The 24,428-nt window shown below is 59.9% G+C and carries 23 protein-coding genes and 2 pseudogenes; 5 read left to right on the top strand and 20 right to left on the bottom strand.

The annotated features are described in order from the left end of the window. Window positions 1-41 precede the first annotated feature (41 nt). The 12 genes from tilS to ruvC all read right to left on the bottom strand — a co-directional run bounded on the left by tilS (window position 42) and on the right by ruvC (window position 10,989). A complete protein-coding gene (gene tilS / locus P7F60_RS07940) occupies window positions 42-1,406 on the bottom strand; it encodes a tRNA lysidine(34) synthetase TilS (protein ID WP_277917163.1) in 1,365 nt (454 codons plus the stop codon). A 6-nt stretch (window positions 1,407-1,412) separates the two neighbouring features. Further along, entirely contained in the window at window positions 1,413-2,396 is a 984-nt protein-coding gene (gene ybgF, locus P7F60_RS07945; protein ID WP_277917164.1) for a tol-pal system protein YbgF, read from the bottom strand. Window positions 2,397-2,598: 202 nt separating this feature from the next. Continuing rightward, entirely contained in the window at window positions 2,599-3,150 is a 552-nt protein-coding gene (pal, locus tag P7F60_RS07950; RefSeq protein ID WP_277917165.1) for a peptidoglycan-associated lipoprotein Pal, read from the bottom strand. A 217-nt stretch (window positions 3,151-3,367) separates the two neighbouring features. Continuing rightward, complete coding sequence (gene tolB / locus P7F60_RS07955) at window positions 3,368-4,675, bottom strand: Tol-Pal system beta propeller repeat protein TolB (protein ID WP_277917216.1); 1,308 nt, start codon at window positions 4,673-4,675, stop codon at window positions 3,368-3,370. Between the two features lie 16 nt (window positions 4,676-4,691). Further along, entirely contained in the window at window positions 4,692-5,867 is a 1,176-nt protein-coding gene (locus P7F60_RS07960; protein WP_277917166.1) for a hypothetical protein, read from the bottom strand. Between the two features lie 49 nt (window positions 5,868-5,916). Then, entirely contained in the window at window positions 5,917-6,375 is a 459-nt protein-coding gene (gene tolR, locus P7F60_RS07965) for a protein TolR (protein WP_277917167.1), read from the bottom strand. 25 nt (window positions 6,376-6,400) lie between these two features. Then, window positions 6,401-7,120 carry a protein TolQ gene (gene tolQ, locus P7F60_RS07970; protein ID WP_277917168.1) on the bottom strand — a complete coding sequence of 240 codons (720 nt, stop codon included), beginning with the start codon at window positions 7,118-7,120 and terminating at the stop codon, window positions 6,401-6,403. A 392-nt stretch (window positions 7,121-7,512) separates the two neighbouring features. After that, complete coding sequence (ybgC, locus tag P7F60_RS07975) at window positions 7,513-7,965, bottom strand: tol-pal system-associated acyl-CoA thioesterase (RefSeq protein WP_277917169.1); 453 nt, start codon at window positions 7,963-7,965, stop codon at window positions 7,513-7,515. 67 nt (window positions 7,966-8,032) lie between these two features. Next, the gene (locus P7F60_RS07980; RefSeq protein ID WP_277917170.1) at window positions 8,033-8,536 is read right to left on the bottom strand and encodes an NUDIX hydrolase; all 504 of its coding nucleotides are present in this window, start codon (window positions 8,534-8,536) and stop codon (window positions 8,033-8,035) included. Between the two features lie 4 nt (window positions 8,537-8,540). Next, entirely contained in the window at window positions 8,541-9,584 is a 1,044-nt protein-coding gene (gene ruvB, locus P7F60_RS07985) for a Holliday junction branch migration DNA helicase RuvB (RefSeq protein WP_277917171.1), read from the bottom strand. 229 nt (window positions 9,585-9,813) lie between these two features. Continuing rightward, window positions 9,814-10,431: a Holliday junction branch migration protein RuvA gene (gene ruvA, locus P7F60_RS07990; protein WP_277917172.1), complete on the bottom strand. Its 618-nt coding sequence runs from the start codon at window positions 10,429-10,431 to the stop codon at window positions 9,814-9,816. Window positions 10,432-10,470: 39 nt separating this feature from the next. Beyond that, on the bottom strand, window positions 10,471-10,989 hold the full coding sequence (gene ruvC / locus P7F60_RS07995) for a crossover junction endodeoxyribonuclease RuvC (protein WP_277917173.1): 519 nt from the start codon (window positions 10,987-10,989) through the stop codon (window positions 10,471-10,473). Between the two features lie 151 nt (window positions 10,990-11,140). Between ruvC and P7F60_RS08000 the strand changes: the two genes are divergently transcribed. Together P7F60_RS08000 and P7F60_RS08005 are read left to right on the top strand one after the other, a co-directional pair. Beyond that, on the top strand, window positions 11,141-13,408 hold the full coding sequence (locus P7F60_RS08000; RefSeq protein WP_277917174.1) for a methyl-accepting chemotaxis protein: 2,268 nt from the start codon (window positions 11,141-11,143) through the stop codon (window positions 13,406-13,408). A 126-nt stretch (window positions 13,409-13,534) separates the two neighbouring features. Then, the gene (locus P7F60_RS08005) at window positions 13,535-14,536 is read left to right on the top strand and encodes an LLM class flavin-dependent oxidoreductase (protein WP_277917175.1); all 1,002 of its coding nucleotides are present in this window, start codon (window positions 13,535-13,537) and stop codon (window positions 14,534-14,536) included. A gap of 61 nt (window positions 14,537-14,597) precedes the next feature. Here P7F60_RS08005 and P7F60_RS08010 read toward each other — a convergent pair whose 3' ends face one another. Next, window positions 14,598-15,344, bottom strand: a complete 747-nt coding sequence (locus P7F60_RS08010) for a YebC/PmpR family DNA-binding transcriptional regulator (RefSeq protein WP_277917176.1) — start codon at window positions 15,342-15,344, stop codon at window positions 14,598-14,600. Window positions 15,345-15,572: 228 nt separating this feature from the next. Here P7F60_RS08010 and P7F60_RS08015 point away from each other — a divergent pair, with 228 nt between their 5' ends. Next, complete coding sequence (locus P7F60_RS08015; RefSeq protein WP_277917177.1) at window positions 15,573-16,076, top strand: pyridoxamine 5'-phosphate oxidase family protein; 504 nt, start codon at window positions 15,573-15,575, stop codon at window positions 16,074-16,076. A gap of 7 nt (window positions 16,077-16,083) precedes the next feature. On the opposite strand, the gene P7F60_RS08020 is transcribed toward P7F60_RS08015, so the two are convergent. From P7F60_RS08020 to P7F60_RS08040, 5 genes are all read right to left on the bottom strand, one after another. Further along, window positions 16,084-16,857, bottom strand: a complete 774-nt coding sequence (locus P7F60_RS08020; protein ID WP_277917217.1) for an MBL fold metallo-hydrolase — start codon at window positions 16,855-16,857, stop codon at window positions 16,084-16,086. 134 nt (window positions 16,858-16,991) lie between these two features. Beyond that, on the bottom strand, window positions 16,992-17,816 hold the full coding sequence (locus P7F60_RS08025; protein ID WP_277917178.1) for a TIGR00282 family metallophosphoesterase: 825 nt from the start codon (window positions 17,814-17,816) through the stop codon (window positions 16,992-16,994). A 1-nt stretch (window position 17,817) separates the two neighbouring features. Further along, window positions 17,818-18,405 (bottom strand): 5-formyltetrahydrofolate cyclo-ligase, encoded by a 588-nt coding sequence (locus P7F60_RS08030; RefSeq protein WP_166096674.1) that lies wholly within the window; start codon window positions 18,403-18,405, stop codon window positions 17,818-17,820. Between the two features lie 90 nt (window positions 18,406-18,495). After that, complete coding sequence (locus P7F60_RS08035) at window positions 18,496-18,669, bottom strand: hypothetical protein (protein WP_166096672.1); 174 nt, start codon at window positions 18,667-18,669, stop codon at window positions 18,496-18,498. A gap of 168 nt (window positions 18,670-18,837) precedes the next feature. Next, window positions 18,838-19,395, bottom strand: coding sequence for an NUDIX hydrolase (locus tag P7F60_RS08040; RefSeq protein WP_277917179.1), 558 nt, complete (start codon window positions 19,393-19,395; stop codon window positions 18,838-18,840). Window positions 19,396-20,077: 682 nt separating this feature from the next. Here P7F60_RS08040 and P7F60_RS08045 point away from each other — a divergent pair. Further along, window positions 20,078-20,365: a hypothetical protein gene (locus P7F60_RS08045; RefSeq protein WP_166096669.1), complete on the top strand. Its 288-nt coding sequence runs from the start codon at window positions 20,078-20,080 to the stop codon at window positions 20,363-20,365. Between the two features lie 331 nt (window positions 20,366-20,696). Here P7F60_RS08045 and P7F60_RS30815 read toward each other — a convergent pair. Next, window positions 20,697-20,825: pseudogene (locus P7F60_RS30815) on the bottom strand (helix-turn-helix domain-containing protein); the annotation flags it as partial. Between the two features lie 30 nt (window positions 20,826-20,855). Beyond that, a pseudogene (locus P7F60_RS08050) lies at window positions 20,856-21,275 on the bottom strand (recombinase family protein). Between the two features lie 730 nt (window positions 21,276-22,005). Here P7F60_RS08050 and P7F60_RS08055 point away from each other — a divergent pair. Next, the gene (locus tag P7F60_RS08055) at window positions 22,006-24,255 is read left to right on the top strand and encodes a hypothetical protein (RefSeq protein WP_166096668.1); all 2,250 of its coding nucleotides are present in this window, start codon (window positions 22,006-22,008) and stop codon (window positions 24,253-24,255) included. Window positions 24,256-24,428: the final 173 nt, after the last annotated feature.

Consider the following 24,428-nt stretch of genomic DNA (forward strand, 5'->3'; position numbering starts at 1 on the left):
ACATAGGGTGCCGGCGAGGTATTGCCAAGGATAAGCGGATGTCAACATTCGTTTTCCGTCGACAGGCCGCGAAACGGTATGCCGGCGCATGGCCGGGCGAATTTCAAGGCAATCTCGCGGGCGAGCATCGCATCGAACAATGGCAAAAAGCGGTCGAAGGGGGCGAGAAAATAACCGACCGTCAACCATGACGGCCGGGGCGGCCCGGTGAGCGGAACGGGCCCGGCCGCGCTGGAACAGGCAGGAAGCGCCGCTGCGGCGCGGAGGGCGACGCCGGAAGGCACGTCCGGAAACAGGCTCGGCGCGATCCTTTGCCCTGGGCTGCCGGCGGCAAGGACGGTGACGGGAGAATCGCCTGCATTTTCGACACGGTAGCGTCCGTCCCAGATGCCGCTGCCCCCTGCCGCCAGCGTCAGCGACAAAATACCGCGCGCCTCGCGGGTCAGGAACAGCGCCTCGCGGCGCTGGTCGAAGACGACGCGGCCGATGTTGAGACGGGTCAGTTCCTCCGTGCGGCAGAGGCCGACGACCTGCAACATGCGGTTCGCCGACAGCGGATGCGGCCGGCCGCCGATGACGGCGGCAAGGGCGGCAAGACCATAGGCCAGCACATCGTCGTCCACATCTTGCAAGGCCGTGCGCTCCACCACCGCGACCGCGCCGCCATGCACCGTCACGCCATCGCGAATGAAAGAAGCCGCCGCCGCCGACAGCGCGTAGCGGCGCCGTTGCGCACGGCGGATGTCGTCCAGCGCGGCCGCCATGTCGGCGCCCCGAAGGCGGCGGCGCTGGCGGGGACGCTCATAGGCGGCATTGTCGTTGGAGGGGTCGTCGAACCAGCCGATGCCGCTGTCTTCGAGCAGCGCGCGAATATGGGCACGGCGGCAATCGAGCAGCGGGCGCACGAGCCAGACGCGGCCGCCGAGCAGCACGGCCGGGGCCATGCCGGCAAGGCCGGGGCTCAAGGCATCGCCGTTGCGCTCGGCCCGCATCGCGGCCGTCTCGACCTGGTCGTCAGCGGTGTGGGCGGAGAGGATCAGGCCGGCGCCAAAGACCTCGGCGGCATCGGCCAGCAGGCCGTAGCGCGCCTCGCGCGCGGCGGCGGCAAGGCCGCTGACCGGTTTCGGCCCTTCCCAGACGAGGATGCGATGCTGAATGGCGCGTTCTTCGCAGAAGGCAGCGACGGCGGCGGCTTCCGCCGACGATTCCGGCCGCAGGCCGTGATCGACCGTTGCCGCGCAGAGCGAGACATGCGGATGGCGGCCGTCGCGCATCGCTTCATGCAGGAAAAACAGCAGTCCGATCGAATCGCCGCCGCCGGAAACGGCGACCATCAGGCGAGCGGGTTCGGTGAGGCTGGAGAGAAAGCGGTCGACCGCCGCTTGCGGCGTGACGGAAAACGTCACCGGAAATCAGCAGGCAAGGCGTTTCTGCTCGGCCGCGACCTTGCCGATGACGGCGCGCGATGCCTTCGGATAACGCTTGGGCACTTCGCGCAGCGTGGCGCAGGCCATGTCCTTGTTGTCGAGCGCGGCCAGCGACATGCCGAGTTTCAGCAGCATTTCCGGCGCCTTGGGCGATTTGCCGTAGCTCTTGTGAGCGTTGAGGAAGGTCTTTGCCGCCTCGTTGTATTTGCCCTGGCTGTAGAAAGCCTCGCCCAGCCAGAAATTGGCGTCCGCCGCCTTGGCGCTGGAGGGGTAGCTGGCGATATAATCCTGGAATTCCTTCTCGGCGACCGAATAATCGCCCGAGAGCACATGGCCATAGGCGGCCTGATAATCCTGGCCTTCCTTGCCGCTGAGTGACGCAACCTCACCGCTCGACGCCGAACCGCTGTCGCTCAGCGGAGCCGAGGCATTTTCGCCGCTCTTGTTGATCGTCGCGCCGACCGGGTTTCCACCGGCATCCATCTCGATGGAGCCGAGTTCCATGGCCGGCTTGCCGCCGGCAGTGCCGGTTGCGGCCGTCGTGTTGCCGTCGGTCGCGGGCGCCTGGCCGGAGCCGGACGCGGCGCCCGGCTCCTCGATGATGCGGGCAACGTCGTCCGCCGGCTTCTGGGAGGGCGTCTCCAGCGAACCCGACTTCTTGTTGGCATTGCCACCTTTGCGTTCGATTTCCTGGAAGCGGAACTCGTTGTCCTCCTGGAACTTGCGGATCTGCTCCTGCATCTGCAGGAGCTGGTAGCTCATTTCCTCGATGCGGCCGTTGAGCGAACGGATCTGCTCCTGAAGCTGCTGCACCTCCATGGTGGCGCTCTGGACGCGGATGACCGGCAGATTGCTCTCTCCAGCTTTTACCGGTGCGCCAGGCACCCAGAGCGGCGCGGAATGGGCCACGGCCTGAAAACCGCAGGAGGCCGCCAGAGCCATCATTCCCGCCACGACAAGTCTTTTCATGTCCCTCTTTCCTGTCATCGTGAATCGGCGCGCCATCGATGGCGCGGCTGGAGAGTTTTCCAATTACCGCCAAAAAGCAACGGAGTTCGGCCAAAGTATGGTAAAAAATGCGGTTTTTGGAGGTCCCGCCGCCGGAAAGAGAAAACCCCGCCGCGCGGAACGCGGCGGGGTCTTTCGAAAAGATAAAATCGCTTCTTGGCGATTACATGCCGGCGCCGCCGAGGACGGTGACGGCGCGACGGTTCTGCGACCAGCAGGAGATGTCGTCGCAGACGGCGACCGGACGTTCCTTGCCGTAGGAGATCGTCTTCATGCGGTTGGCCGGAACGCCGCGCGAGGACAGATACTGCTTGGCGGCGGCCGCACGGCGGGCGCCGAGCGCCAGGTTGTATTCGCGCGTGCCGCGTTCGTCGGCATGGCCTTCGACCGTGATCGCATATTTCGGATACTGGGCGAGCCATTGGGCCTGACGGTCGAGCGTCTGGGCGGCGCTGGCATTGATCGAGGACGAGTCGGTATCGAAGAAGATGCGGTCGCCGACATTGACGGTGAAGTCCTGCGGCGAGCCGGGGGTGGCGGAGCCCGCGCCGTTCAGGCCATTGGCGCCGTTGAGGCCGAGCTCGTTGGCGTTGTTCGGCAGGTTCTTCTTCGATGCACAGCCGGCAAGAGCCAGAGACAGCGCCAGGGCGACGAAAGCGGGGCTGCGGGCGATGGACTGCATGCGGCTGTATGCCGGGGTAATCGTTCGGCTCATGGCCTCGGGTCTCCTTGAAAACTTCAAATTCAGCGTTGCCAGACTTTAACCAATCTCGGTTAACCGGCCCTCAACGAGTATGGTTAACGAACTGACAATTTGATTTTTCGACGCTGCCAGTTCCGGTTTTTTCACGTCAGAAGGCGCGGCCATGCCGGCCCCGCCTCCGCATTGTTTCATTCTGGCCGCATCACGCGCCAAGGTGTCAGGCCGCGCATCACTCCAGGAGCGGCGACCAGGCAGGGTCGGATGCATAACCCGGGGTCTTGACCGGCTGCTCGTTATAGCCGGTGATGTCGATGGAGTAGATCTGCGGACCGCCCGCGCCCGCCGACTGGCGGAAGAACATCAACACGCGGCCATTCGGCGCCCAGGTCGGGCCCTCGTTGTGGAAACCCGTGGTCAGGATGCGTTCGCCCGAACCGTCCGGCTTCATCACGCCGATGGAGAATTTTCCGCCCGCCTGCTTGGTGAAGGCGATGAGGTCGCCGCGCGGCGACCAGACCGGCGTCGAATAGGAGCCGTCGCCGAAAGAGATGCGGTGCTGGTTGGAGCCGTTGGCGCCCATGACATAGAGCTGCGGCTTGCCGCCCCGGTCGCTCTCGAACACCACCTGGCTGCCATCGGGTGAATAGGAAGGCGAGGTATCGATCGCCGCCGTCGAGGTCAGGCGCGTCGTGGTGCGCGAGCGCAGATCCATGGTGTAGATGTTGGCGTTGCCTTCCTGCTGCAGGCTCATGATGACCCGTTGGCCATCCGGCGAGAAGCGCGGCGAAAACGTCATGCCCGGAAAGTTGCCGACGACCTCGCGCTGGCCGGTTTCGAGCTGCAGGAGGTAGACACGCGGCTGGTCGCCTTCGAAGGACATGTAGGTCACTTCCTGGCGGTTCGGTGAAAACCGCGGCGTCAGCACGATGGAGTTGGAATTGGTGAGCGTGCGAACGTTGAAGCCGTCCTGATCCATGATGGCGAGCTGGCGCTTGCGGTCTGTCTTCGGGCCGCTTTCGGACACGAAGACGACGCGGGTATCGAAATAGCCGTCCTCACCGGTGATCTGCTTGTAGATGGCATCGGCGATGATATGGGCGACGCGGCGCCAGTTCTCCGGCTGGGTGTAGAATTGCTGGCCGGCCATCTGCTTGCCGGCAAACGTATCCCACAGGCGGAATTCGGCACGCAGGCGACCATCACCTTCACGCGTGACGCGGCCGGTGACCAGCGCCTGCGCATTGATGACCTTCCAGTCCTCGAAGCGCGGCACCTGGCCCGGATCGGCGATCTTTTCGATGAAGGCCTGTTTGTTGATCGGCGCGAACAGGCCGGAGCGCTTCAGGTCGGCGGCAACGACGGCCGACACCTGGGCGCCGAGATCGCCGTTCGACAGGAAATCCGTGATCGCGATCGGCAGGGGCTCGACATTGCCCTTGTTGATATTGATCTCGACGACCGCATAAGCGGGCGCGACATATGCCGCCATCAAGCCCGCCACGAGGGCGAAAAGACGGATCAGGTTGGTTTTGAACATCATCCTTGGCCTTCACTCAAAGCAATTGGCTGGGGTCGAAGTTGACGACGACTTCGCTCCAGGCATCATATTTGTCTCGCGGCAGGCCCTTGAAGGGCCGCGACTTCATGATCGCGCGCAGGGCGCTGCCTTCCAGTGTGCGGCGGGCCGTATCCGAGCCGCCGGAGGCGACCACTTGCGGATCGCCGATGATATCGCCGTTCTCGTCGAGGCGCATGGTGACCTTGATGGTCACGCCCTGGGCGCCGTCGATCCCCGAGATGATCGACCAGTTGTTCTCGATCTGGCCGCGCAACGCATCCATTTCGCTCTGGCTGAGCTTGGAGCCGCCATTGCTCTTCTTGGTGCCGAGCGCGGCCGTCTGCGTCGACCGCTTGGCGCCGCTCGACTTCGCATCGGTCTTGTTGAGAAGCGCGGAAATATCGTCGGCGTTGAAATCGCTCTCCTTGGAGGATTTCGACTTGGCCGTTTCCTGCTTCTTCTTGTCGTCCTTGCTCTTGCTGTCGCTCTTGATCGAAGCGGTCTTGGTCGGCTCGACCTTCTTGTCGACCGGCTTTTCCTCGACCTTCTTTTCCGGCGGCTTCTCGACCGGCTTTTCCTGCGGTTTCGTCTCGGGCTTGGCTTCCGCCTGCTTCGGCTTGAATTCCGGCACCGGCACGTTGGTCGGCAGCGCTTCCTCCGCCGGCTTTTCCGGCGCGGGCTCGGGCTTGGCCTCCGGCGTCACTTCCGGCTTGGGCTCGGGCTTCACCACCGGCTCGGCTTTCGCCATTTCCTGCGGCGGCGGCGGTTCGGAAGCGGCTTCCTGCTCCTGCTGGACGTCCTTGACGTCGTTGGTCTCGTTGTCCTGCTTGGGCTGGACCTTCTCGACCTTTTCGGGGGCGGCAGCCTGCTCGACATTGGTCGGCTTGGTTATCGGCGTCGGCGCGCTCTTCAGGTCGACGTCGTTGTCGCCGATGTTCTGGGCATTGTCGACGGTCTGCGGGCGGGTCGTCGGGATCGGCGCGGAAACGTCCTTCTTCTCGGCCTTTTCCGCGCCCTGCTGCGTCTGGGTCAGCTCTTCCACCGGCACGATATCGACCGGCAGCGCCTCGACATCGGCGACTTCGAACGATGCCGGAGCACTGATCGAAAGTATCGCCCATGCCAGCACCACGCAGTGCAATATGGTGGATGTGATGACACTACTTCTCATGACGCCCTGACTTGCCCCGACCCTTATCCCGACCTTCGTCCTTGTTTTGTTACTTGCTCTGTTCCTGCAGCGTCACCAGGCCGATATTCTTGAAACCGGCGGCCGAGATGCGCGCCATCACCTGCATCACCGTGCCGTAGCCGGCATTGGTGTCGCCGCGCACATAGATGCGCTCGTTGTAGCCGGTGGTGGCGATGGCTTCGAGCTTCGGCACGACCTCCTCGATGGCGATCTTGCTTTCCTGCAGGTAGATTTCGCCGGCCGGATTGACCGAGACGGTGATCGGCTGCGTATCCGAATTCATCGGCTTGGCCTGCGTTTCCGGCAGGTCGATCGGCACGCCGACCGTCATCATCGGCGCCGCCACCATGAAGATGATGAGCAGCACCAGCATGACGTCGACGAGCGGCGTCACGTTGATTTCGCTGATGGCCCCGCCATGCCGCGAGCCGCGACGGCGTCGTCCGCCGCCCGAGCCGCCGCCCTGTCCACCGAGATTCATACCCATGCGCGTTACTCCCCGTAACCAGTTCTTACTGGGCAGCCGCGCGCGGCTGCAACTTCTCGTCGATCTGGCGCGACAGGATCGCGGAGAATTCGTCGGCGAAGCCTTCCATGCGTGCCGTCAGCTTGCCGGCATCGCCCGAGAACTTGTTGTAGGCGATAACCGCGGGAATAGCGGCGACGAGGCCGATGGCGGTGGCGAGCAGCGCTTCGGCGATACCGGGGGCGACGACCGCGAGATTGGTCGACTTCGAGCCGGCGATCGCCTGGAACGAGGTCATGATACCGATGACGGTGCCGAACAGGCCGACGAAGGGACCGGCCGAGCCGATGGTTGCCAAGGACGACAGCCGCGCGATCAGGTGCTCCGATTCACGCGCAAGCGTCACGTCCATCGCCCGGTCGATACGCATCTGCAGGCCGATGGGCGAACGCGCGCCGCGCTCGAAGCTCTTCTTCCATTCGCGCATCGCCGAAACGAAGATCGCGGCAAGCCCGTGGTTCTGGCGCTCGGACAGCGTGCGATACAGCTCTTCCAGCGACTGGCCCGACCAGAAGACCTGCTCGAACTGGTCGAACTGCCGCCGCGCGCGGCCGAAATTCACATATTTGTCGATGGCGATCGCCCACGTCCAGACCGACGCACCGAGCAGCCCGATCATCACCAGCTTCACGACAAAGCCGGCCTGCATGAAGAGGCCCAAGAGGCTCACGTCGTGCGTCGCTGCTTCCAATGCAACCTGTTCCATAGATGTAAAATCCCCGAATCCAAACGCCCGGCGCTTGACCGGGCGGCTCCAAAGTAAACCTGCAAGAAAGCACCCGGCCGCGACTTGTGGTCACCTTGGTTTCCAAGCGAAAGCTTCAGCCTCGCCTTCTTGCTGTCAAATTTGGTTAAAGGAAGGCGTGCGGCGCACAATATCCTTACAGGGCCAGTAAGACACTATTATCGTTAAAAGAGTGTTAGTGTCCGCGACAGCAGGGCCGGCCGGCGCCTTTTCCGGGCGCGGCCGGCGGATCCAGAAATGTCCACATCGCTGCGGATGCGGCTTGCGCCACAAAACTTTACTTTCACGGTTTAGTTTTATTTGCAAGAGCCGCAACGCCGCAGGCTTTCGCTGCAACGCAAAAAATATGCGGCTCAGAGCGTGGCGCGGGCCAGAAACTGGGCGGAAAGCCCTTCCGGCAGGCGGCGCGGGCGGCCGCTGGCATTGATGACGGCGATGGTCACGCGGGCGGCAATGAGCAGCGTCTCGCCGCGTAAAATCTGCTGGCCGAGCACCAGCTTCGCCCCGCCGGCCTTCTCGGTCCAGGTCAGCACGGTGACGATGTCGTCCATGCGCGCCGGGCTCTTGAAATCGATCTCCATGCGATGGACGACGAAGACCAGCCCCTCCTCGTCGATGCTGACGAGCCGGCTCTGTTCCACACCGAGACAGCGCAGGTAATCGGTGCGGCCGCGTTCGAGGAAATGCAGGTAGCGGGCATGGTAAACGAGGCCGGAGAAATCCGTGTCTTCATAATACACCCGCTGCACCAGCCGGTGGCCGGCCTCGGACATCTCGCCGCTGAGATGGGTCGGAATTTCCGTCATGCGTACTCCTTGGGACGCGTCGCCCCTGACTTTCCAAGCCGCCAGATTCCACGGGGATTGGCCGACTTTATGGCAGCTTGCCGTCGTCCCAGACGAGATGGCGCGTCTCCTGCGGCAGGTTCTCGATCTCGGCGGCAATGAAATAGGGCGGAATATCCAAGGCTTCGAGGGCGGCGCGCGTCGCCGGCACCCATTTGAATTCGAGATCGTTGTCGCCGTCCTGCACCCGATGCACGATGCCCTCGGGCGCGAAAGGAAAACTCTCCGGCACGGTCATCAGGTAATAGAAGCCGAGTTCGTGCCAGCGGCGCTTTTCGAAATGGAAGAAATTCTCGACCACCCAAAGCAGCCGCCCGACTTCGACGTCGACGCCGAGTTCCTCGACCATCTCGCGCTGCAGCGTCTCGGCGGAGGTCTCGCCGATCTCGGCCCGGCCGCCGGGAAAGGTCCAGAAGGTCTCGTGGGTGGCGCGGTGGACGAGCACATGGCGATCGCGAAAACCGAGGCCGGCGATGCGATAGTTGAAGCGGCGCCTGCCGCTGGTCAGGCGGATCAGCGTTCTCTTCGCCATGGGGTCACTCATCGTCCTGCTGGAACAGGCGGAACTGCGCCGCCTCCAGATCCTTGGGCGGCTGCAGGCCGAGATGCTTCCAGGCATTGGCGGTCAGCACGCGCCCGCGCGGGGTGCGCTGGATCAGGCCCTGCTGGATCATGTAGGGCTCGATGATGTCCTCGATGGCGTCGCGCGGCTCCGAAAGACCGGCGGCGATGGTCTCGATGCCGACCGGGCCGCCGCCGAAATTGACGGCGATCATCTTGAGGTAGCGGGTGTCGAGCTGGTCGAGGCCGATATTGTCGACCAGCAGCCGCGTCAGCGCCTCGTCGGCGATCTCGCGGGTCACCGCCTCGGCGCGCGCCACCTCGGCGAAATCGCGCACGCGGCGCAGCAGGCGGCCGGCGATGCGCGGCGTGCCGCGCGCCCGGCGGGCGATCTCGCGGGCGCCGCCATCGGTGATCGGCAGGTTCATCAACCGCGCCCCGCGCCGCACGATCAGTTCCAGCTCATCGACGGTATAGAAGCTGAGCCGCACCGGAATGCCGAACCGGTCGCGCAGTGGCGTGGTCAGCAGGCCAAGGCGGGTGGTGGCGGCGACCAGCGTGAATTTCGACAGGTCGATCTTCACCGAACGCGCCGCCGGCCCCTCGCCGATGATCAGGTCGAGTTGAAAGTCCTCCATCGCCGGATAGAGGATTTCCTCGACCGCCGGATTGAGGCGATGGATTTCGTCGATGAACAGCACGTCGCGTTCTTCGAGATTGGTGAGCAGCGCTGCGAGATCGCCGGCCTTGGCGATGACCGGGCCGGAGGTCGAGCGAAAATTGACGCCGAGTTCCTTGGCCATGATCTGCGCCAGCGTCGTCTTGCCGAGGCCGGGCGGGCCAACGAACAGCACATGGTCGAGCGCCTCGCCACGGTTCTTCGCCGCCTCGATGAAGATCTTCAGGTTGGCGCGCGCCTCCGCCTGGCCGGTGAAATCGTCCAGCGTCTGCGGCCTCAGCGCCGTATCCAGATCCTCGCCGCGCTTTTCCGGCGAAATGAGCCGGTCTGCATCACTCATGGCATTCACTTTCCCTAGCGATCACGGCATTCGTTGCTCATAGCAACTGGCAGAGCAAAAGCAAAACGCCTTACGAGATCGACGACAACCTGCCCTCCGCACGACGTCATCCTCGGCCTTGTGCCGAGGATCTGCCGACCTATCGTCAAATCGGCCGTTTGCAGATGCTTGGGGCACAAGCCCGAGCATGACGAAGGAGAAGTTTTCGACTTGGAAATCATCAAGCTGTCTACCGCGACAATTCCTTCAGGCCAAGGCGGATGAGCTTGGCGCTATCCGCCCCCTCACCCGCATTTTTCAACGCGGCGGCGACCGCATTGGCGGCCTGGTCGCGCGAATAGCCGAGATTGGTGAGCGCCGAGACGGCATCGGCGACCGGCGCGGGGGCGACGCCCTCGCCCAGTTCCTGCTTCAGCCCGATATTCTGCGCCGCCTCGCCACCAAAGGCCGGGGCCTTGTTCTTAAGTTCCGTGACGATGCGGGTCGCGACCTTGGGGCCGACGCCCGGCGCACGCGCCACCGACGCCTTGTCCTGCAACGCAATGGCATTGGCAAGCTCGGAGGGCGTCAGCGTCGACAGGATCGCCAGCGCCACCTTGGAGCCGACCCCCTGCACGCTCTGCAGCAGGTTGAACCATTCCCGCTCCAGCCCCGAGAGGAAGCCGAACAGTTTCAGTTGGTCCTCGCGCACATAGGTCTCGATGAACAGCACCACCGCCTCGCCCGGCGAGCCCAGCCGCGACAGGGTGCGGCTGGAGCAATGAGCGACGTAACAGACGCCATGGACATCGACCAGCACATAATCGTCGCCGATCTCCTCGATCGTGCCCTTTAGCTTGCCGATCATCGCGAAATGCCCCCAACAGAAATCAAGGAATAGGTCTCATCATGCGCTCGCCGCCAGCGCCGCCATGCGCAGGCGTGCGGCGCCGCGATTATGGGCGTGGCAGATGGCGATCGCCAGCGCGTCGGCGGCGTCGTTGCCCTTGAAGGTGGCCTTCGGCATCAGGATCTTCAGCATCATATGGATCTGCTGCTTCTCACCATGACCGACGCCGATCACCGCCTTCTTGACCGCATTCGGCGCATATTCGGCCACCGGCAGGCCGGCGCGGGCCGGGACCAGCATGGCGACGCCGCGCGCCTGGCCGAGCTTCAGCGTTGCCACCGCATCCTTGTTGACGAAGGTCTGCTCCACCGCCGCCTCGTCGGGCTTGTGCGCGTGGATGATATCGGCAAGGCCGTCATGGAGCTGGCAGAGCCGCGAGGCGAGATCAGCGTCCCCATCCGACGTCACCGTGCCCGAAGCGACGAAACGCAGGGAATTGCCGAGCGCCTCGATCACCCCCCAGCCGGTGCGCCGCAAGCCGGGATCGATCCCGATGATTCGAATCGTGTTCTGCATGGCCAATCCTATCCGTCCTTATCGAGCAGTGCCAGACAAATGTGAACAAACCAGAAACACCCTTCTCGACCCCCACCATTTACGGGGAATTAAGGATGCGCACCCAACATGACAGCCAAAGTCCGGCTCCGATGCGGAACAGTTGGGAACCATGCACAAGACACGACATTCTCTGGCCTTCAAGGTCACGGCGATCTTCCTGCTCCTGACCGTGGTTTCGGTCGGCGTGTTGAACGTCACCGCCTATATCGGCAGCAGCGGGATCTTTCAGAGCGAGAAGCTGCAAGCGATGAAGGGCGTGCTGACCTTCCGCGGCGACATGCTGCGCGACCAGCTGGCGCAGATGGAAGGCCAGGCCGTCTCCATCGCCCGCATCGAATCGCTGCAGATGGCGATCACCTCCTTCCGCAGCGGCTGGAAAACCATCGAGAAGAATTCCGGCAATGCCGGCAAGGAACTGATCGACGTCTTCATCACCAAAAACACCAATGCCGACCGCGCCGCGCTGGTGAAACCGGAGGGGCCGAGCGGCTTCTACTATTCGACGCATGAGAAGGCGCAGCCGGAAGTGGCTGGCTACCTCAAGGGCTCCGCCTTCAGCGACCTGATGATCGCCGACATGGACGGCAACATCATCTATTCCTACCGCAAGAGCGACGTTTTCGCCCGCAATGTCGCCTCCGGCGAACTGGCCTCCACCGCGCTCGGCAACGCCTTCCGCCGCGCCGCCGACAATGCCGCCAAGGCCGGCGAAGACCAGGCCCCGGCCGGCTTTTCCGGCCTGACGGCCGAGGCCACCGGCAAGGAGCCCGGTATCTTCTTCGGCGTCCCGGTCCTCAAGATGGGCGCGCCGAAAGGCGTCATCCTGTTCCAGGTGCGCAACGACCTGATCGCCGCCATCCTCGCCAAGGGCATCGATCCGCAAAGCTCGGAACGCTCCGCCATCGTCGGCACCGGCGGCAGCGCCATCGGCCTCGACGGTCAGGGCCGCCTGACCGGCATCAAGGCGCCCGCCGTCGCTACGGCCAGCGAAGCGATGACCGTCACCGATTTCACCCGCGCCGATGGCGCGGCGCGCAGCTATGCCCGTTCGGTCGGCTATGGCGGCGAAACCATGCTGGTGGTCGAAAGCATCCTGCTTTCGGAGCTGGAAGCCGGCTCGCTGCAACTCGCCGGCCTGCTGGTTGTCAGCGGCCTGATCGGGCTGGCGCTGCTGTCGCTGGTGGTCAGCGTCTTTTCGAACCGCATGTTCGCGCCGCTGGCGCGTCTTGCCGGGCTGACGGAAACCGTCGCCGCCGGCAAGCTCGACGTCGAGATCGGCGCCCAGAGCCGCAAGGACGAGATCGGCACGCTGGCGCGGGCATTGGAAAGTTTCCGCCGCTCGCTGACCGAGCAGCGCCAACTCGAAGCCGCCGGCATCGAAAACCGCGAACGCGCCGAGGCCGAGCGCCTGCAACGCCTCGCCGAACGCGAGGCCGAGGCGCGCCAATTGCAAGACGTCGTCGCCGAACTCGACAAGGGCCTTGGCAACCTCGCCGGCGGCAATCTCGTTTATCGCATCGATGGCCAGTTCCCGGCCGCACTCGAACCGCTGCGGGTCAATTTCAACCATGCCATCGAGACGCTGCGCCAGACGTTGTCGGCCATCGGCGGAAATTCTCTGGCCGTACATCGCGATTCCGAGGAGATGCGCGGCGGCGCCGACCAACTCGCCCAGCGCACCGAACGCCAGGCCGCCTCGATCACCGAGACGGTGACCGCCATCGGCACGATTTCGCAGGCCGTGCGCTCGCAGATCGAGCGCGGCAGCCAGGCGGAAAAGATCGCCGCCGCCGCCAGGGCCGATACGCTGCACAGCGGCAAGATCATGACCGACACCATCTCGGCCATGGAAGCCATCCAGTCCTCGTCGCGACAGATCAACCAGATCATCGACGTCATCGACGACATCGCCTTTCAGACGAATCTTCTGGCGCTGAATGCCGGGGTCGAGGCGGCGCGCGCCGGCGAAAGCGGCAAGGGTTTCGCCGTCGTCGCGCAGGAAGTGCGCGAACTGGCGCAACGCTCCTCCGCCGCCGCCCAGCAGATTTCCGAGCTCTTAAAGAAATCGACTGCCGAGGTCGAAACCGGCGTGTCGCTGGTCGAAAAGGCTGGCAGCGCGCTGAAAAACATCGGCGATCAGGTGGAAGCGATCGACGCCCGCATCCGCGAGATCATGGCCTCGACCCGCGACGAAGCTGAAACGCTGCGCGCCGTCAACGGCGTCGTTTCCGAGCTCGATGGCATGACCCGCCAGAACGCCGCCATGGTGCAGGATACCACCAGCGCCATCCATCGCCTCGCCAGCGAAGCCGGCGAGATGGACCGCCAGCTCGGCCAGTTCGTGCTCGCCGAAGAGCGCTGGCGTATGGCGGGATAAGCCTCCGCCCTCCCCTTTTCTATCCAAATCGCCGTGCGGAGTGAAAAACTTTGCGCGGCAATTTTGTTTTGCGGGCTGACGCTCCCTAGATAGGAAGCAACGCTTATTTTTTTCAGGAACATCCTCATGGTCAGCCTTTCCATTCTCGATCTCTCGCCGGTTGCCGAAGGCAGCACGCTGACGAAGGCGCTGGACGACACGCGCCGCATGGCCCGCAAGGCGGAAGAGCTGGGTTATGCCCGCTTCTGGCTGGCCGAGCATCACGGCATGCCGGGCATCGCCAGCGCCGCGACCGCCGTCGTCATCGCCCATGTCGGCCAGGCGACGTCGAAAATCCGCATCGGCTCGGGCGGCATCATGCTGCCGAACCATTCGCCGCTGGTCATCGCCGAGCAGTTCGGCACGCTGGAAGCGCTGTTTCCGGGACGCATCGATCTCGGCATCGGCCGCGCGCCCGGCACCGACATGCGCACCGCCCAGGCGCTGCGCCGCAATCTCGAAGCCGGCGCCCAGAGTTTCCCGCAGGATATTCTCGAGCTGAAGCAGTTGCTCGGCGCGCCGGTCGAAAACCAGGCGATCCTCGCCGTGCCCGGCGCGAATTCCAATGTGCCGATCTGGCTGCTCGGATCGAGCATGTACAGCGCCCATCTCGCCGCCATGCTCGGCCTGCCTTACGCCTTCGCCTCGCATTTCGCGCCCGATCTGCTGCTCGATGCGATCTCCGTCTATCGCGAACGCTTCACGCCGTCAGACGAACTCGACCGACCCTATGTGATGGCCGGCGTCATGGGCGTCGCGGCGGAAACCGACGAGGAGGCGCGCTATCTCTTCACCTCGTCGCAGCAGCAATTCGTCAACCTGCGCCGCAACATCCGCACGCAGTTCCCCAGACCCGTGCGTGACATGAACGCGATCTGGAGCGAGCAGGAGCGGATCAATGTCGAGCATACGTTGCGTTATGCGGCGGTGGGCTCGAAGGCGACAATATCGGACCATCTCGACCGCTTTACCGCCGCCACGGGCGCAGACGAGATCATCGTCTCGATGCCGATCCACGACGTCGAGGCGCGGCTGCGCTCGCTGGAGCTGTTTGCAGACGTGCGCGACGCCTCTAAGGCTGCGGCCTGAAACGAGAAAAGCCCGGCGGTCGTGAGACAGCCGGGCCTTTTGGAAAAATGGCGAGGTCGGCTCAGGCCGAAAGCTTCGCCATGACTTCGTCGGAGACTTCGAAGTTGGAATAGACGTTCTGGACGTCGTCGTCGTCCTCGAGGCTGTCGATCAGCTTCATCAGCGACTGGGCCTTTTCCTCGTCGACCGGCACGGTGTTCTGCGCCTTCCAGATGGCCTTGACGGTTTCGGCTTCGCCGAGGGTGGCTTCCAGCGCCTTGGAGACTTCGCCGATGGCTTCGAAACCGCAGATGATCGTGTGGCCGTCCTCGTCGGTGGTCACATCATCGGCGCCGGCTTCGATGGCCGCTTCCATCACCGCATCGGCGCTGCCGGCAGCGAGCTTGTAGACGATTTCGCCGACATGATCGAAGGAGAAGGATACCGAGCCGGTTTCGCCGAGCGCGCCGCCGGCCTTGGTGAAGGTCGAGCGGACGTTGGAGGCGGTGCGGTTGCGGTTGTCGGTCAGGGCCTCGACGATGACGGCGACGCCACCCGGGCCGTAGCCTTCGTAGCGGACTTCATCGTAGTTCTCGCTGTCGGCGCCGGCGGCCTTCTTGATGGCGCGCTCGATATTGTCCTTCGGCATCGACTGGGCCTTGGCGTTCTGGATCGCCAGGCGCAGACGCGCGTTCATCGTCGGGTCGGGCAGGCCCGTCTTGGCGGCGACGGTGATTTCGCGCGCCAGCTTGGAGAACATTTTCGACCGCACGGCATCCTGACGGCCCTTGCGGTGCATGATGTTTTTAAACTGTGAATGGCCAGCCATGGCACCTTTGATCCAGGTCTTCTTGGTTTGGGAATGGCGCCTTATAGAGCAATTCCGGCGAAGCTGTGAAGCCGTTTTGCCGGCAATTGCGACAAACAACCGGTGAAAACCACGCCATTGCCGCAAAATTCGCTCAAAAACGGCGGGTTGCGGCGTCGGCGACGGCCGGAACATTTTCCGTTTTCGCCACGTTTGAGAGCGCGACGCCAATGGGAAAGGACCACGCACATGGCCAGTTTTACCGACGCACGGGAAGCGCCCGCCACACAGCTCTGGGATGAAATCGACAAGATCCATGCCGGCATGCTCGGCATCGAGAATTCCGGCCTTCTGATGCAGCCCATGGCGCCGCAGACCGACCGCAAGACCAACACCATCTGGTTCTATACCAAGACGGACGCCGAGATCGTCAAGGCAATCAAGCCGGGCGCGCGCGCCACCTTCTGCATCGTCGGCAAGGATCACGATTACCATGCCTGCCTCGCCGGCCAGATCGAGCAGCGCAGGGATCCGGCCCGCATCGATGAATTCTGGAATTCCGTCGTCGCCGCCTGGTACGAGGACGGCAAGAACGATCCGCGCCTCACCATGCTCGCCATGCATGTCGACGACGCCGAGATCTGGGCCTCGACCGACAGCACCCTGAAATTCGGCTGGGAAATCGCCAAGGCCAATCTGGAAGATCACAAGACGCCGGATGTCGGCGTCCACAACCGCCTGCGCTTCGCCTGACAGGCGCCTAGAACCCGCGCGGGATGAGGATCAGCGGCCGTTTCGGCAGGCTGTTCAGCGAGACGGTGACGACATCCGTCTCGCTGCGCGCCACGTCGAAGCGGCCGTCGAACATGTCGAGGAAGCGGTCGAGCAGGCCGGGACGGTGCATGGGCAGGATGATGGACGCGTTCAGGCGCTTCACCACTCGGCTCATGCTGTCGAGCCCCATGGTCAGCCCGCCGTCGACCGGCACCATCAGGATGTCGAGCCGGCCGATTTCGGCATAATGGGCATCGGTCAGCTCGTGATGCAGATGGCCGAGATGGCCGATGCACAGACCGGCGGTCTCGAAAATGAAGATCGAATTGCCGTCATGCTCCATCGCGCCGCTGCCGAAGGCGCGGATATCGGTGGTGACGTTGCGGATATAGGTATCGCCGACAACCACGTCATGATCGGCCTTTTCGCCGGGCACGTCGCTCCAGCCCTTCAGCACGTAACGGATCGCCGGGTCCGGCGTCAGCGTGTAATGGGTCGAATGCGCCTTGTTCATGGTCACCACGACGGGCGTCACTGGCGGCTGGTACCAGCCGTTGTAATCGGTGGCGATGGTGACGCCGCCGGGCGTTTCGAGGAAAAAGGTGGAATGGCCGAGATAGGAGATCTTCACCGGCTCGTCCTTCACCGCAGCCGGGGAAAAGCGGGCGAAGACGACATGCGGCAGGCCTTGCGCGATCGCCTGGCACTGGCTGACGGGCTGATTCGCCCCACCCGACTGGGCAAGGGCGGTGCCGGTCATGGCAAGGATCGAAAAGATCAGGGCGAGCATTCGCAGCATCATGCCGTCTCCCCAGCCGTTATCCGCGCCGAGGATGCGCCTCACATGCCGCGCGGTCCAGCCGCCCGGAGCTTCACAATTGCGTTAGCGGTCTCTCAGCGCCAGAAATCCGGGATGGTTTCGGCAAGGCGCGGACCGAGCCGCAACGGGGCGATCTTTTCCGCAAGACCGGTCGAGTCGGAAATCTCGACGCCGACGCCGCAGATGGTCGCCGGGCCGGAGGCTGCCTCGAAGCGGCCCTTCGGCATCTTCGAGATGAACCGGTTCAGCGGCTCTTCCTTGTCCATGCCGAGGGAGGAGTCGTAATCGCCGCACATGCCGGCATCCGAGAGATAGGCGGTGCCGCCATTGAGGATCTGGTGATCGGCCGTCGGCACATGCGTGTGCGTGCCGACCACGAAACTGGCGCGGCCATCGACGAAATGGCCGAAGCATTGCTTCTCGCTGGTGGCTTCCGCATGGAAATCGAAGACGATGGCGTCGGCCTGTTCCTTCAGCGGCGCGGCGTCGAGAATGGCTTCGGCCGCCTTGAACGGGTCGTCGAGTTCCGGGTGCATGAACACGCGGCCCATGACATTGGCGACCAGCACGCGGGCGCCGTTGCGGGCGTAATAAAGGCCCGAGCCGCGCCCCGGCGTGCCCGCGGGGTAATTCGCCGGGCGCAGGAACTGATCGTGGCGCTCGCAGAAAACGACCGCTTCCTTCTGGTCCCAGACATGGTTGCCGGTGGTGACGACATCGGCGCCGGCATTGATGGTTTCGAGGAAGATATCCTCGGTGATGCCGAAGCCGCCGGCGGCGTTCTCGCCGTTGACGATGACGAAGTCGAGCTTCAGATCGGAGACGAGGCCCGGCAGGCGGTCCCAGACCGCCGTGCGTCCGGTTTTGCCGACCATGTCCCCGAGAAAAAGCAGTCGCATTCTATTCCACCCGCCTGTTGAACCGCCGGACCCCGCTTTCGGTGAGCACGGCGTTCAGGCCGATATCATGCGGTTCCGCGGGCACAAATGCCACTTCCTGGCAATCGAAGGCAATGCCGATCAGCTGCGGGTCCATATCTTTTTTGTGAAGGCGGTCGATGGCGCGGTCGTAATAACCGCCGCCGTAGCCGATGCGGTTGCCGAGGCGGTCGAAGGCCGAGAGCGGCACCAGCATGATGTCGGGATCGAGTTCGGGAGCATCAGCCCCGGGGGCCAAAGTGCCAAAACCGTTGCCGACGAGCTCGGCGCCGGCCAGCAGCTCGCGAAACACGATGGTTTCCTTGTCGAGGATGACGGGCACGCAGAGCCGCGCCCCCCGCTCGCGCAACAGCGCCATCAGCGGGCGCAGATCCGGCTCGGAGCGGATCGGCAGGAAGGCGGAGAGGATCGTGCCCGGCACGAAACGCAACTCGGTCTCGGCATGCGCGGCCATATCGAGGCTTTTCTCGATGCGCATATCGACGGCGAGCGCATCGCGCGCCTCCAGTCTTTCCTTGCGTATCCGGCCTTTTTCGTCTTTCAGCGTCATTCACCTGCCCCCCACACCGGGCGACATTCTAACCACGCGGACGCAGAGGAAAAGGCGTTGATGCGACGCCTTTGCGGACAAAATGCTCAATCAGCGCTGCTGGATGCGCGAGAAGCTGCGGGCATCGATGCCGAGGATGTCGAGATCGCGGCCGCTGGGGCTGCGATGAGCTTCGACGGCGGCGGCTGCCGAGGCGGCAGCGCCGAAAACGGCGATCGCACGACCGAGGAAGCCGCCGCGAACGGGACGTTGACGATTGGTCATGACAGGTCTCCTTGCTGTGTATGGCTGCATACTCGCGGATGCGTGAAAATTGTGCAACGCACAATACCAGAGGGGAGCCATGCAGCAAGCGGGAGGCCGGTTAACGCCCAAAGCAATTCCAGCAAAAGTGTGGAGCGGTTCTGCTGCCGGGATTGCGAAAAACTAAAACTAGAACTGCAATTTTCCCAGCCTGCCCATCACGAGGAACACGGCGGCGATGTGCATCGCATTGGCCATGGCGCCCGACACGGCGGCACGCCCCACCGCCTCCACCGACATCAGCTCGACCGCCACTTCCTCCCCCGCTTCCGGGGCGGGTTCACCGATGCGGACCGCATTGCGCAGCAGCGTCACATGCACGTAATTGGTCTGTAGCGCCGGATTGGCGGCGAAGCGGCCGAGATAGTCCGCCTCGTCGGAATCGTATCCAGTCTCCTCGCGCAATTCGCGGCGAGAGGCGAGCAGCGGCGTGGCGTCTTCCGGGTCGACGCAGCCGCCCGGCAGTTCCAGGTCGATCAGCGCCGCCGCATGGCGATACTGGCGGATCATCACCACCTGCCCCTCCGGCGTCAGCGCGAAGGCGACGGCCCAGTCGGGATAGGCCAGCGTATAATAGGGATCGAGCACCGCGCCGGTCGCCGTCGTCACCCGCTCGGCCGACAGATCCACCCAGCGATCCCGGTGAATCGTCCGCCTGCCGTCCGCAGTCCAGGGCCGGATCACCATGCTCGCCTCTTCGAATGGATGGTTTCGGGGCACCCACGGCCCGAAAGAAGATGAAGTGCGATCCGTGGCATCCGATGGATGTTTACGATCCTGGGCGCCTACAAAAGTAGGTGGGCAAAATGCGAAAAAATCCAATGACTTCAATCACAACTTCGACAGAAGTGTGGCATAAAGTGTCGCAAGAAGCAATGCAAAAAGCGTGTCTGTAAGCCTGCAGAAGACTCAATGAAAATGCGTAGCTGGATTACTGGGCGGCTCAGATGAAACCGTTATCACGCGGTGAATCGATATTTCGATAGCGGTGTGCCGAGAAGGAAATTCACGCGAGAATACGCACCGCTGGCTCCCAAGGTTTGCAAATGTGAAATGGCGTTGAAATCACCGCGTGTACTGGTTGTTTGTCAACGACCTCCAAATTTCCAACTGGAATACCGCGTCCTACTATTCTCCATTTAGCATCGGAGAATTCCGTTTCGTATCGCCGATTTTACAGTCCGTCCGCCTCATTACCTTTCATCACAAGCTTTCGCAATAACGCGATCCGAGCATAGTCTCGATGTCCAAAAATTGAAAATATTCATATTTTCAGTTGCTTAATGGGAGAACGCAAAGGGGATGCCTTGCTTTCACGCTAAGCTATGCTATGCAAGCATACCGAGTATTTGGGAGCAATAGGTGAGATATGGCGAAACGACAAAAGCCGAAAACGCTGAAGCAGGTAAAATCCGAAATTATTGATGAGGAATATGAAGCTGTAGACGACAAACGCGGTTTGGGTTGGCTGCTATTTCGCGCACCTGGACAACTTTTTTTGTGGTTGCAATACCTTAATCCGTCGAATGGCCGCGTGCTTGTCTCAGCACGTCAAAAGGGCCATGTGGTGATGGAGGTGTGGTACTCGCTTGTCTTTTGGGCTGTATTGGCTTTCGCCTTTTACTTTTTATTCATTAAAGAGCGCGCCCTCGGCTAAGCCTTTGAACCATATTGTTTTTCGAAATTTCTCCAATTTGAATTTCGAATAATAAGCGAATGGACCAGCACCCCAATTCTTCGAATTGGGGTGCTGGTCCATTTAAAATAGAGCTATTGTGCAAAAAAATAAATATTGATTTTCAAACTTAAAAAATATTTGAAAACATAGAACAGCCAAGAAGCAAAAGATCAATTTGTAATTTGCAAACTCACTTAATATTTAAATGAAATTTGAGAGCACATTACGCGCAACTTTAGCAAGCCGCCAAAGCGCTGGGTAAACAAGCTGTGAGCAGCCATCTTTATTACAGCCCCATTGGCACCTGCTATCAACGATAATGCTGAAGGGCACGCATAACCGTCGCCCGGCTTACGCCCAAACGTCTTGCCAGTTCTGAGTTCGTTACGCCTTCTGCTGATCCCGCGATCAGTTCGTCGCATTCCCGTTTTGAGAGAGCCTTTGGCCTTCCGAGTGTCTTTCCCTCCGCTTAAGCTCTTTTCAAACCAGTATGCGTTCTTTCGACAAGCAATTCCCTTTCGAACTGGGCAAATGCCATGATTACGTTGAGCATCATCTTGCCGATAGCCGTCTGCAATTCGAAGCCAGATAGGGCAAGGCAATGGACTTCAATACCCAAATCGGAAAGATGGCTCATTGTCCGGTTGACGTCTGCAACATCCCTTCCAAGGCGGTCGAGCTTGGTAACGATTAAGCGATCACCCTTCTCAAGCTTCAACAGCAGCGTTTTAAAGCCTGCGCGCTCCAACGCGGATTATGAACCGTAAACCGTTTCCGTGACAATCCTGTGCTTCTCAATTTGGAAACCCTTGGCTTCGATTTCCCTGACTTGGTTCTCAGTTGTCTGCTCGTTTGTAGAAACACGGCAATAGGCAAAAGTGCGGCTCATCAATTCACCCGTTCAAAATCGATGGGCAAAATGTACCCGTGTTCAAAACCAAAGTAAATGGTTTTTGAACAGTGAAATACTGCACATTTCCACTGTTCAAATACGTTCGTTATTGGACATTGTTCCAATTGAGCATAGACGCCAGGAAAGCAATTTCTACGGAACATTTAACCAGCGCGTTTAATCTGATCCAGGCCTAGGTGTAATCCGCTGGCTTCTGAAGGACACGCCAATTTTCAAGGGCACAGCAATTCCCATGCCGCGGTCCTGGCGCACCACCGATTATTTAGATGCTACGCATCCTGTTGTTCTTATATATGACCCATATGGTTTATGCGGAAATGACCTGTCGCACATACCCTTAATAATATATAAGCCCTTTGCGACAATTCATTTTCTGAACCGTTATTCGCAACAAGAAAGCACAAGAAGCACATCCAAAGACGAAACGTCGTAATGCGTGTATTTTATGAGCGAAGCGAAGAAAATACAAAGCATTATGCGTTTCGCCGTCGATGTCAGCCGCGAAGCGATGCTGACGTCGCGCAATTCGATTTATCTTGAGTTTTCCACAAAATTTATGATAAATAAACATATATGGACAGCAGCCTGATGTACTGACTTGTTCCAATCAAGTCAACAATGGTTGCTCATCCATTTATTCCGAATACTTAGGATCAAATGGTGCTCATCAGGCCGCTATTTGATCCTATTTATTTTGGAGATAACAATGTTGAATATAAATTATATAGATAGCCCAATCGGTTCAGGAAAAACTCATTTCATTATCGACACGATTGAGCAGTCGCCTGAAAAAACAACAGTAGGAACGCAAACTAACGCGTTGAGCAACGAATATCAGAGACGCCTGGGGCAGGTGGAGAACAAAATAATCTCGACCGAGACCGTCGAAAAAGTCAATCACTCTTACCAAAAGAGCCTCAACACAAAGCGTGTCATCATCGCGAACCAGAACGTCGTTTTCAATACTCCGAGCACCAATCGAGCGGTATTTCTTGACGAAATTCCAGACCCCTATAGCTTCATCAAGATCAACAAAATGAATGCCACAGCAGCCTACTGGGCTTCTGCATTTTCATATGCCAGTACAAGCAACTCTGGATATTATCGCCTTGCACCAACAGATAAAATGCGCAGTCTCGCTACAGCGCGAGATGATGAACATATTAGCCGTACGGCATTGCAAAATTTGTTTCAGAAAATCTGCAATGAATACAACCACGTTTACGTCAATGCAGCGCATTTTAACGAGTTGCAGCAAGGCAAGAGAGAACAGCTCCAAGCTCACGTCGTCATGCAGCCTACAATGTTGCAATACCGATCACTGACCGTCGCTGGCGCAAATTTCACCGACTCCATTTTCTACCAGCTGTGGTCACGTCAAGTTGGATTTACTCAACTTGCTGCTCCGCTGCGTTATGGCAACTTGAGCCATAAAGCCGCTCTCACGAGCATCTTCTATCTGTCGGAGGTCGATATGAGCCGACGATTGATGGACGCAATTGGATATCAAAAGTTTCTCGACGAAGCAGCCAAAGCAATCAGGCACAAGTTCGGAGAACAGCCTCATATCTATTGCTTAAACAATGAGAAGGGAGATGATGGAGAGCTCGTTTGGCCCCTACCGAGCGGAACACGAATTTCGCCTGATCCTCGGGGCGAGGACAAATACAGTCACTTCAATATGGCCGTACATCTCGCCAATCTGAATGACGACCCAGCTTCGTTCTCCTTCTTGGCGGACTTCTACAATTTAGATAGCCGAACAGTGAAAATTGCTAGGACATATGAGCGCCAGCACCAATTTCTCGGGCGTACTTCGTTGCGCGACATGAGTTGCCAGAAGCCTGTTGTACTTATTTTTCTCGACAAGGCCGCAGCCTTTCATCAACGCGATCTAATTGGTTGCGCCGATCCCGAGTTCATCGACCTCTCCATTCCAGAACTTTACGCAATTGAAGAGAAGAAAGTACGCACCGCAACGGAAAAGAAGGAATATAATAGACTACGGCAAAAAGCACTGCGCGAAAGGAAGAGAGAGATTGCAAATGATCACGGTACAACATTTCAGTATACCGATTTCGATTTAAGGATATGGACGAATTTTAATGACGTCAAGCCCACGACATACACATGCAAATGGAATGACATTGTCAATTTGCTTTTATATTATTCAAAAATCAAAGTACATTCGAATTTAAATAACGCAAAACACAGTGACCATAAGAAAGCGTGCCAACTGTTTCGGGAGGGTCATTTTGTGGACGTGAACAAACCCACTTTAAAAGATAATATTCTTTCTTCCAATTTGTTAATTCTCGACATCGACGATGCAGAGGGAAGTCCGGAGCAGCTGTCGATCTTTCTAAAGAAAAAAAATATAACTCATCTTATCGTGCATTCGTTTTCACGAAAAAATAACTACAACAGCTTCAGAGTGATCATTCCCATGGACGAGGCTGCTAATAAAAATAACTACAAGCAGATATTGAATAATTTGGAATTAGATATAAATGCGACCTATCCCTATCAATATCCAATTGACTACAACTGCAGGAACATAACTAAGTGGTTTTTTCTGCCTTCACGATCTCATTTCGAATGCGATATATTTATTGACGGTACTGTTAAGGTCAATGAATTCGTCGATATGCCGAAATTTCTCAGTGTCTCGAGGGAACTTTCGCGGAATATAAAAGTATCAACCAAGATAACGAAGCCAAAACAATTTACCGGCAGTCCAAATACGCAATGCGCTGACGATATTCTCAATTACTGGGCTGTTTCGCCAGGGCAAGGAAAAGGAAACCAAAATTTCTTCCTTGCTGGCCGCCATCTGAAGAATGCCGGCTATTCTGAAGAAGACATAAGGTTTCTCTTGGAGAGCAATAAGAGCATGTTTGGTAATGGCAACGACCGCGATACGAGTTCTGTTATTAAAACATTGTTTTATAAGTAATTTTGGGGGGCCAGTGCCCCCATTTTCCCTGCTCCTAGAAGCGGCTTCAGTTCTCTGTAGCCATCATTGTCTAAAGAGCTGCATGACGTTCTCGGCGTATCCATCCGGCGAAGGCCGCGGGGCTTATGATTTCGGCTCGTCTGCCATGATGCGTTTGATGACTTCCGGGTCAC

The organism is Rhizobium sp. YJ-22 (assembly GCF_029601685.1).
GTDB lineage: Bacteria > Pseudomonadota > Alphaproteobacteria > Rhizobiales > Rhizobiaceae > Metarhizobium.

Excerpts from the sequence above, each read along its gene's own strand:
- ybgF (WP_277917164.1), bottom strand. The coding sequence starts at position 2,396 with ATGAAAAGACTTGTCGTGGCGGGAATGATGGCTCTGGCGGCCTCCTGC.
- pal (WP_277917165.1), bottom strand. The coding sequence starts at position 3,150 with ATGAGCCGAACGATTACCCCGGCATACAGCCGCATGCAGTCCATCGCC.
- tolB (WP_277917216.1), bottom strand. The coding sequence starts at position 4,675 with ATGTTCAAAACCAACCTGATCCGTCTTTTCGCCCTCGTGGCGGGCTTG.
- P7F60_RS07960 (WP_277917166.1), bottom strand. The coding sequence starts at position 5,867 with ATGAGAAGTAGTGTCATCACATCCACCATATTGCACTGCGTGGTGCTG.
- tolR (WP_277917167.1), bottom strand. The coding sequence starts at position 6,375 with ATGGGTATGAATCTCGGTGGACAGGGCGGCGGCTCGGGCGGCGGACGA.
- tolQ (WP_277917168.1), bottom strand. The coding sequence starts at position 7,120 with ATGGAACAGGTTGCATTGGAAGCAGCGACGCACGACGTGAGCCTCTTG.
- ybgC (WP_277917169.1), bottom strand. The coding sequence starts at position 7,965 with ATGACGGAAATTCCGACCCATCTCAGCGGCGAGATGTCCGAGGCCGGC.
- P7F60_RS07980 (WP_277917170.1), bottom strand. The coding sequence starts at position 8,536 with ATGGCGAAGAGAACGCTGATCCGCCTGACCAGCGGCAGGCGCCGCTTC.
- ruvB (WP_277917171.1), bottom strand. The coding sequence starts at position 9,584 with ATGAGTGATGCAGACCGGCTCATTTCGCCGGAAAAGCGCGGCGAGGAT.
- ruvA (WP_277917172.1), bottom strand. The coding sequence starts at position 10,431 with ATGATCGGCAAGCTAAAGGGCACGATCGAGGAGATCGGCGACGATTAT.
- ruvC (WP_277917173.1), bottom strand. The coding sequence starts at position 10,989 with ATGCAGAACACGATTCGAATCATCGGGATCGATCCCGGCTTGCGGCGC.
- P7F60_RS08000 (WP_277917174.1), top strand. The coding sequence starts at position 11,141 with ATGCACAAGACACGACATTCTCTGGCCTTCAAGGTCACGGCGATCTTC.
- P7F60_RS08005 (WP_277917175.1), top strand. The coding sequence starts at position 13,535 with ATGGTCAGCCTTTCCATTCTCGATCTCTCGCCGGTTGCCGAAGGCAGC.
- P7F60_RS08010 (WP_277917176.1), bottom strand. The coding sequence starts at position 15,344 with ATGGCTGGCCATTCACAGTTTAAAAACATCATGCACCGCAAGGGCCGT.
- P7F60_RS08015 (WP_277917177.1), top strand. The coding sequence starts at position 15,573 with ATGGCCAGTTTTACCGACGCACGGGAAGCGCCCGCCACACAGCTCTGG.
- P7F60_RS08020 (WP_277917217.1), bottom strand. The coding sequence starts at position 16,857 with ATGACCGGCACCGCCCTTGCCCAGTCGGGTGGGGCGAATCAGCCCGTC.
- P7F60_RS08025 (WP_277917178.1), bottom strand. The coding sequence starts at position 17,816 with ATGCGACTGCTTTTTCTCGGGGACATGGTCGGCAAAACCGGACGCACG.
- P7F60_RS08030 (WP_166096674.1), bottom strand. The coding sequence starts at position 18,405 with ATGACGCTGAAAGACGAAAAAGGCCGGATACGCAAGGAAAGACTGGAG.
- P7F60_RS08035 (WP_166096672.1), bottom strand. The coding sequence starts at position 18,669 with ATGACCAATCGTCAACGTCCCGTTCGCGGCGGCTTCCTCGGTCGTGCG.
- P7F60_RS08040 (WP_277917179.1), bottom strand. The coding sequence starts at position 19,395 with ATGGTGATCCGGCCCTGGACTGCGGACGGCAGGCGGACGATTCACCGG.
- P7F60_RS08045 (WP_166096669.1), top strand. The coding sequence starts at position 20,078 with ATGGCGAAACGACAAAAGCCGAAAACGCTGAAGCAGGTAAAATCCGAA.
- P7F60_RS08055 (WP_166096668.1), top strand. The coding sequence starts at position 22,006 with ATGTTGAATATAAATTATATAGATAGCCCAATCGGTTCAGGAAAAACT.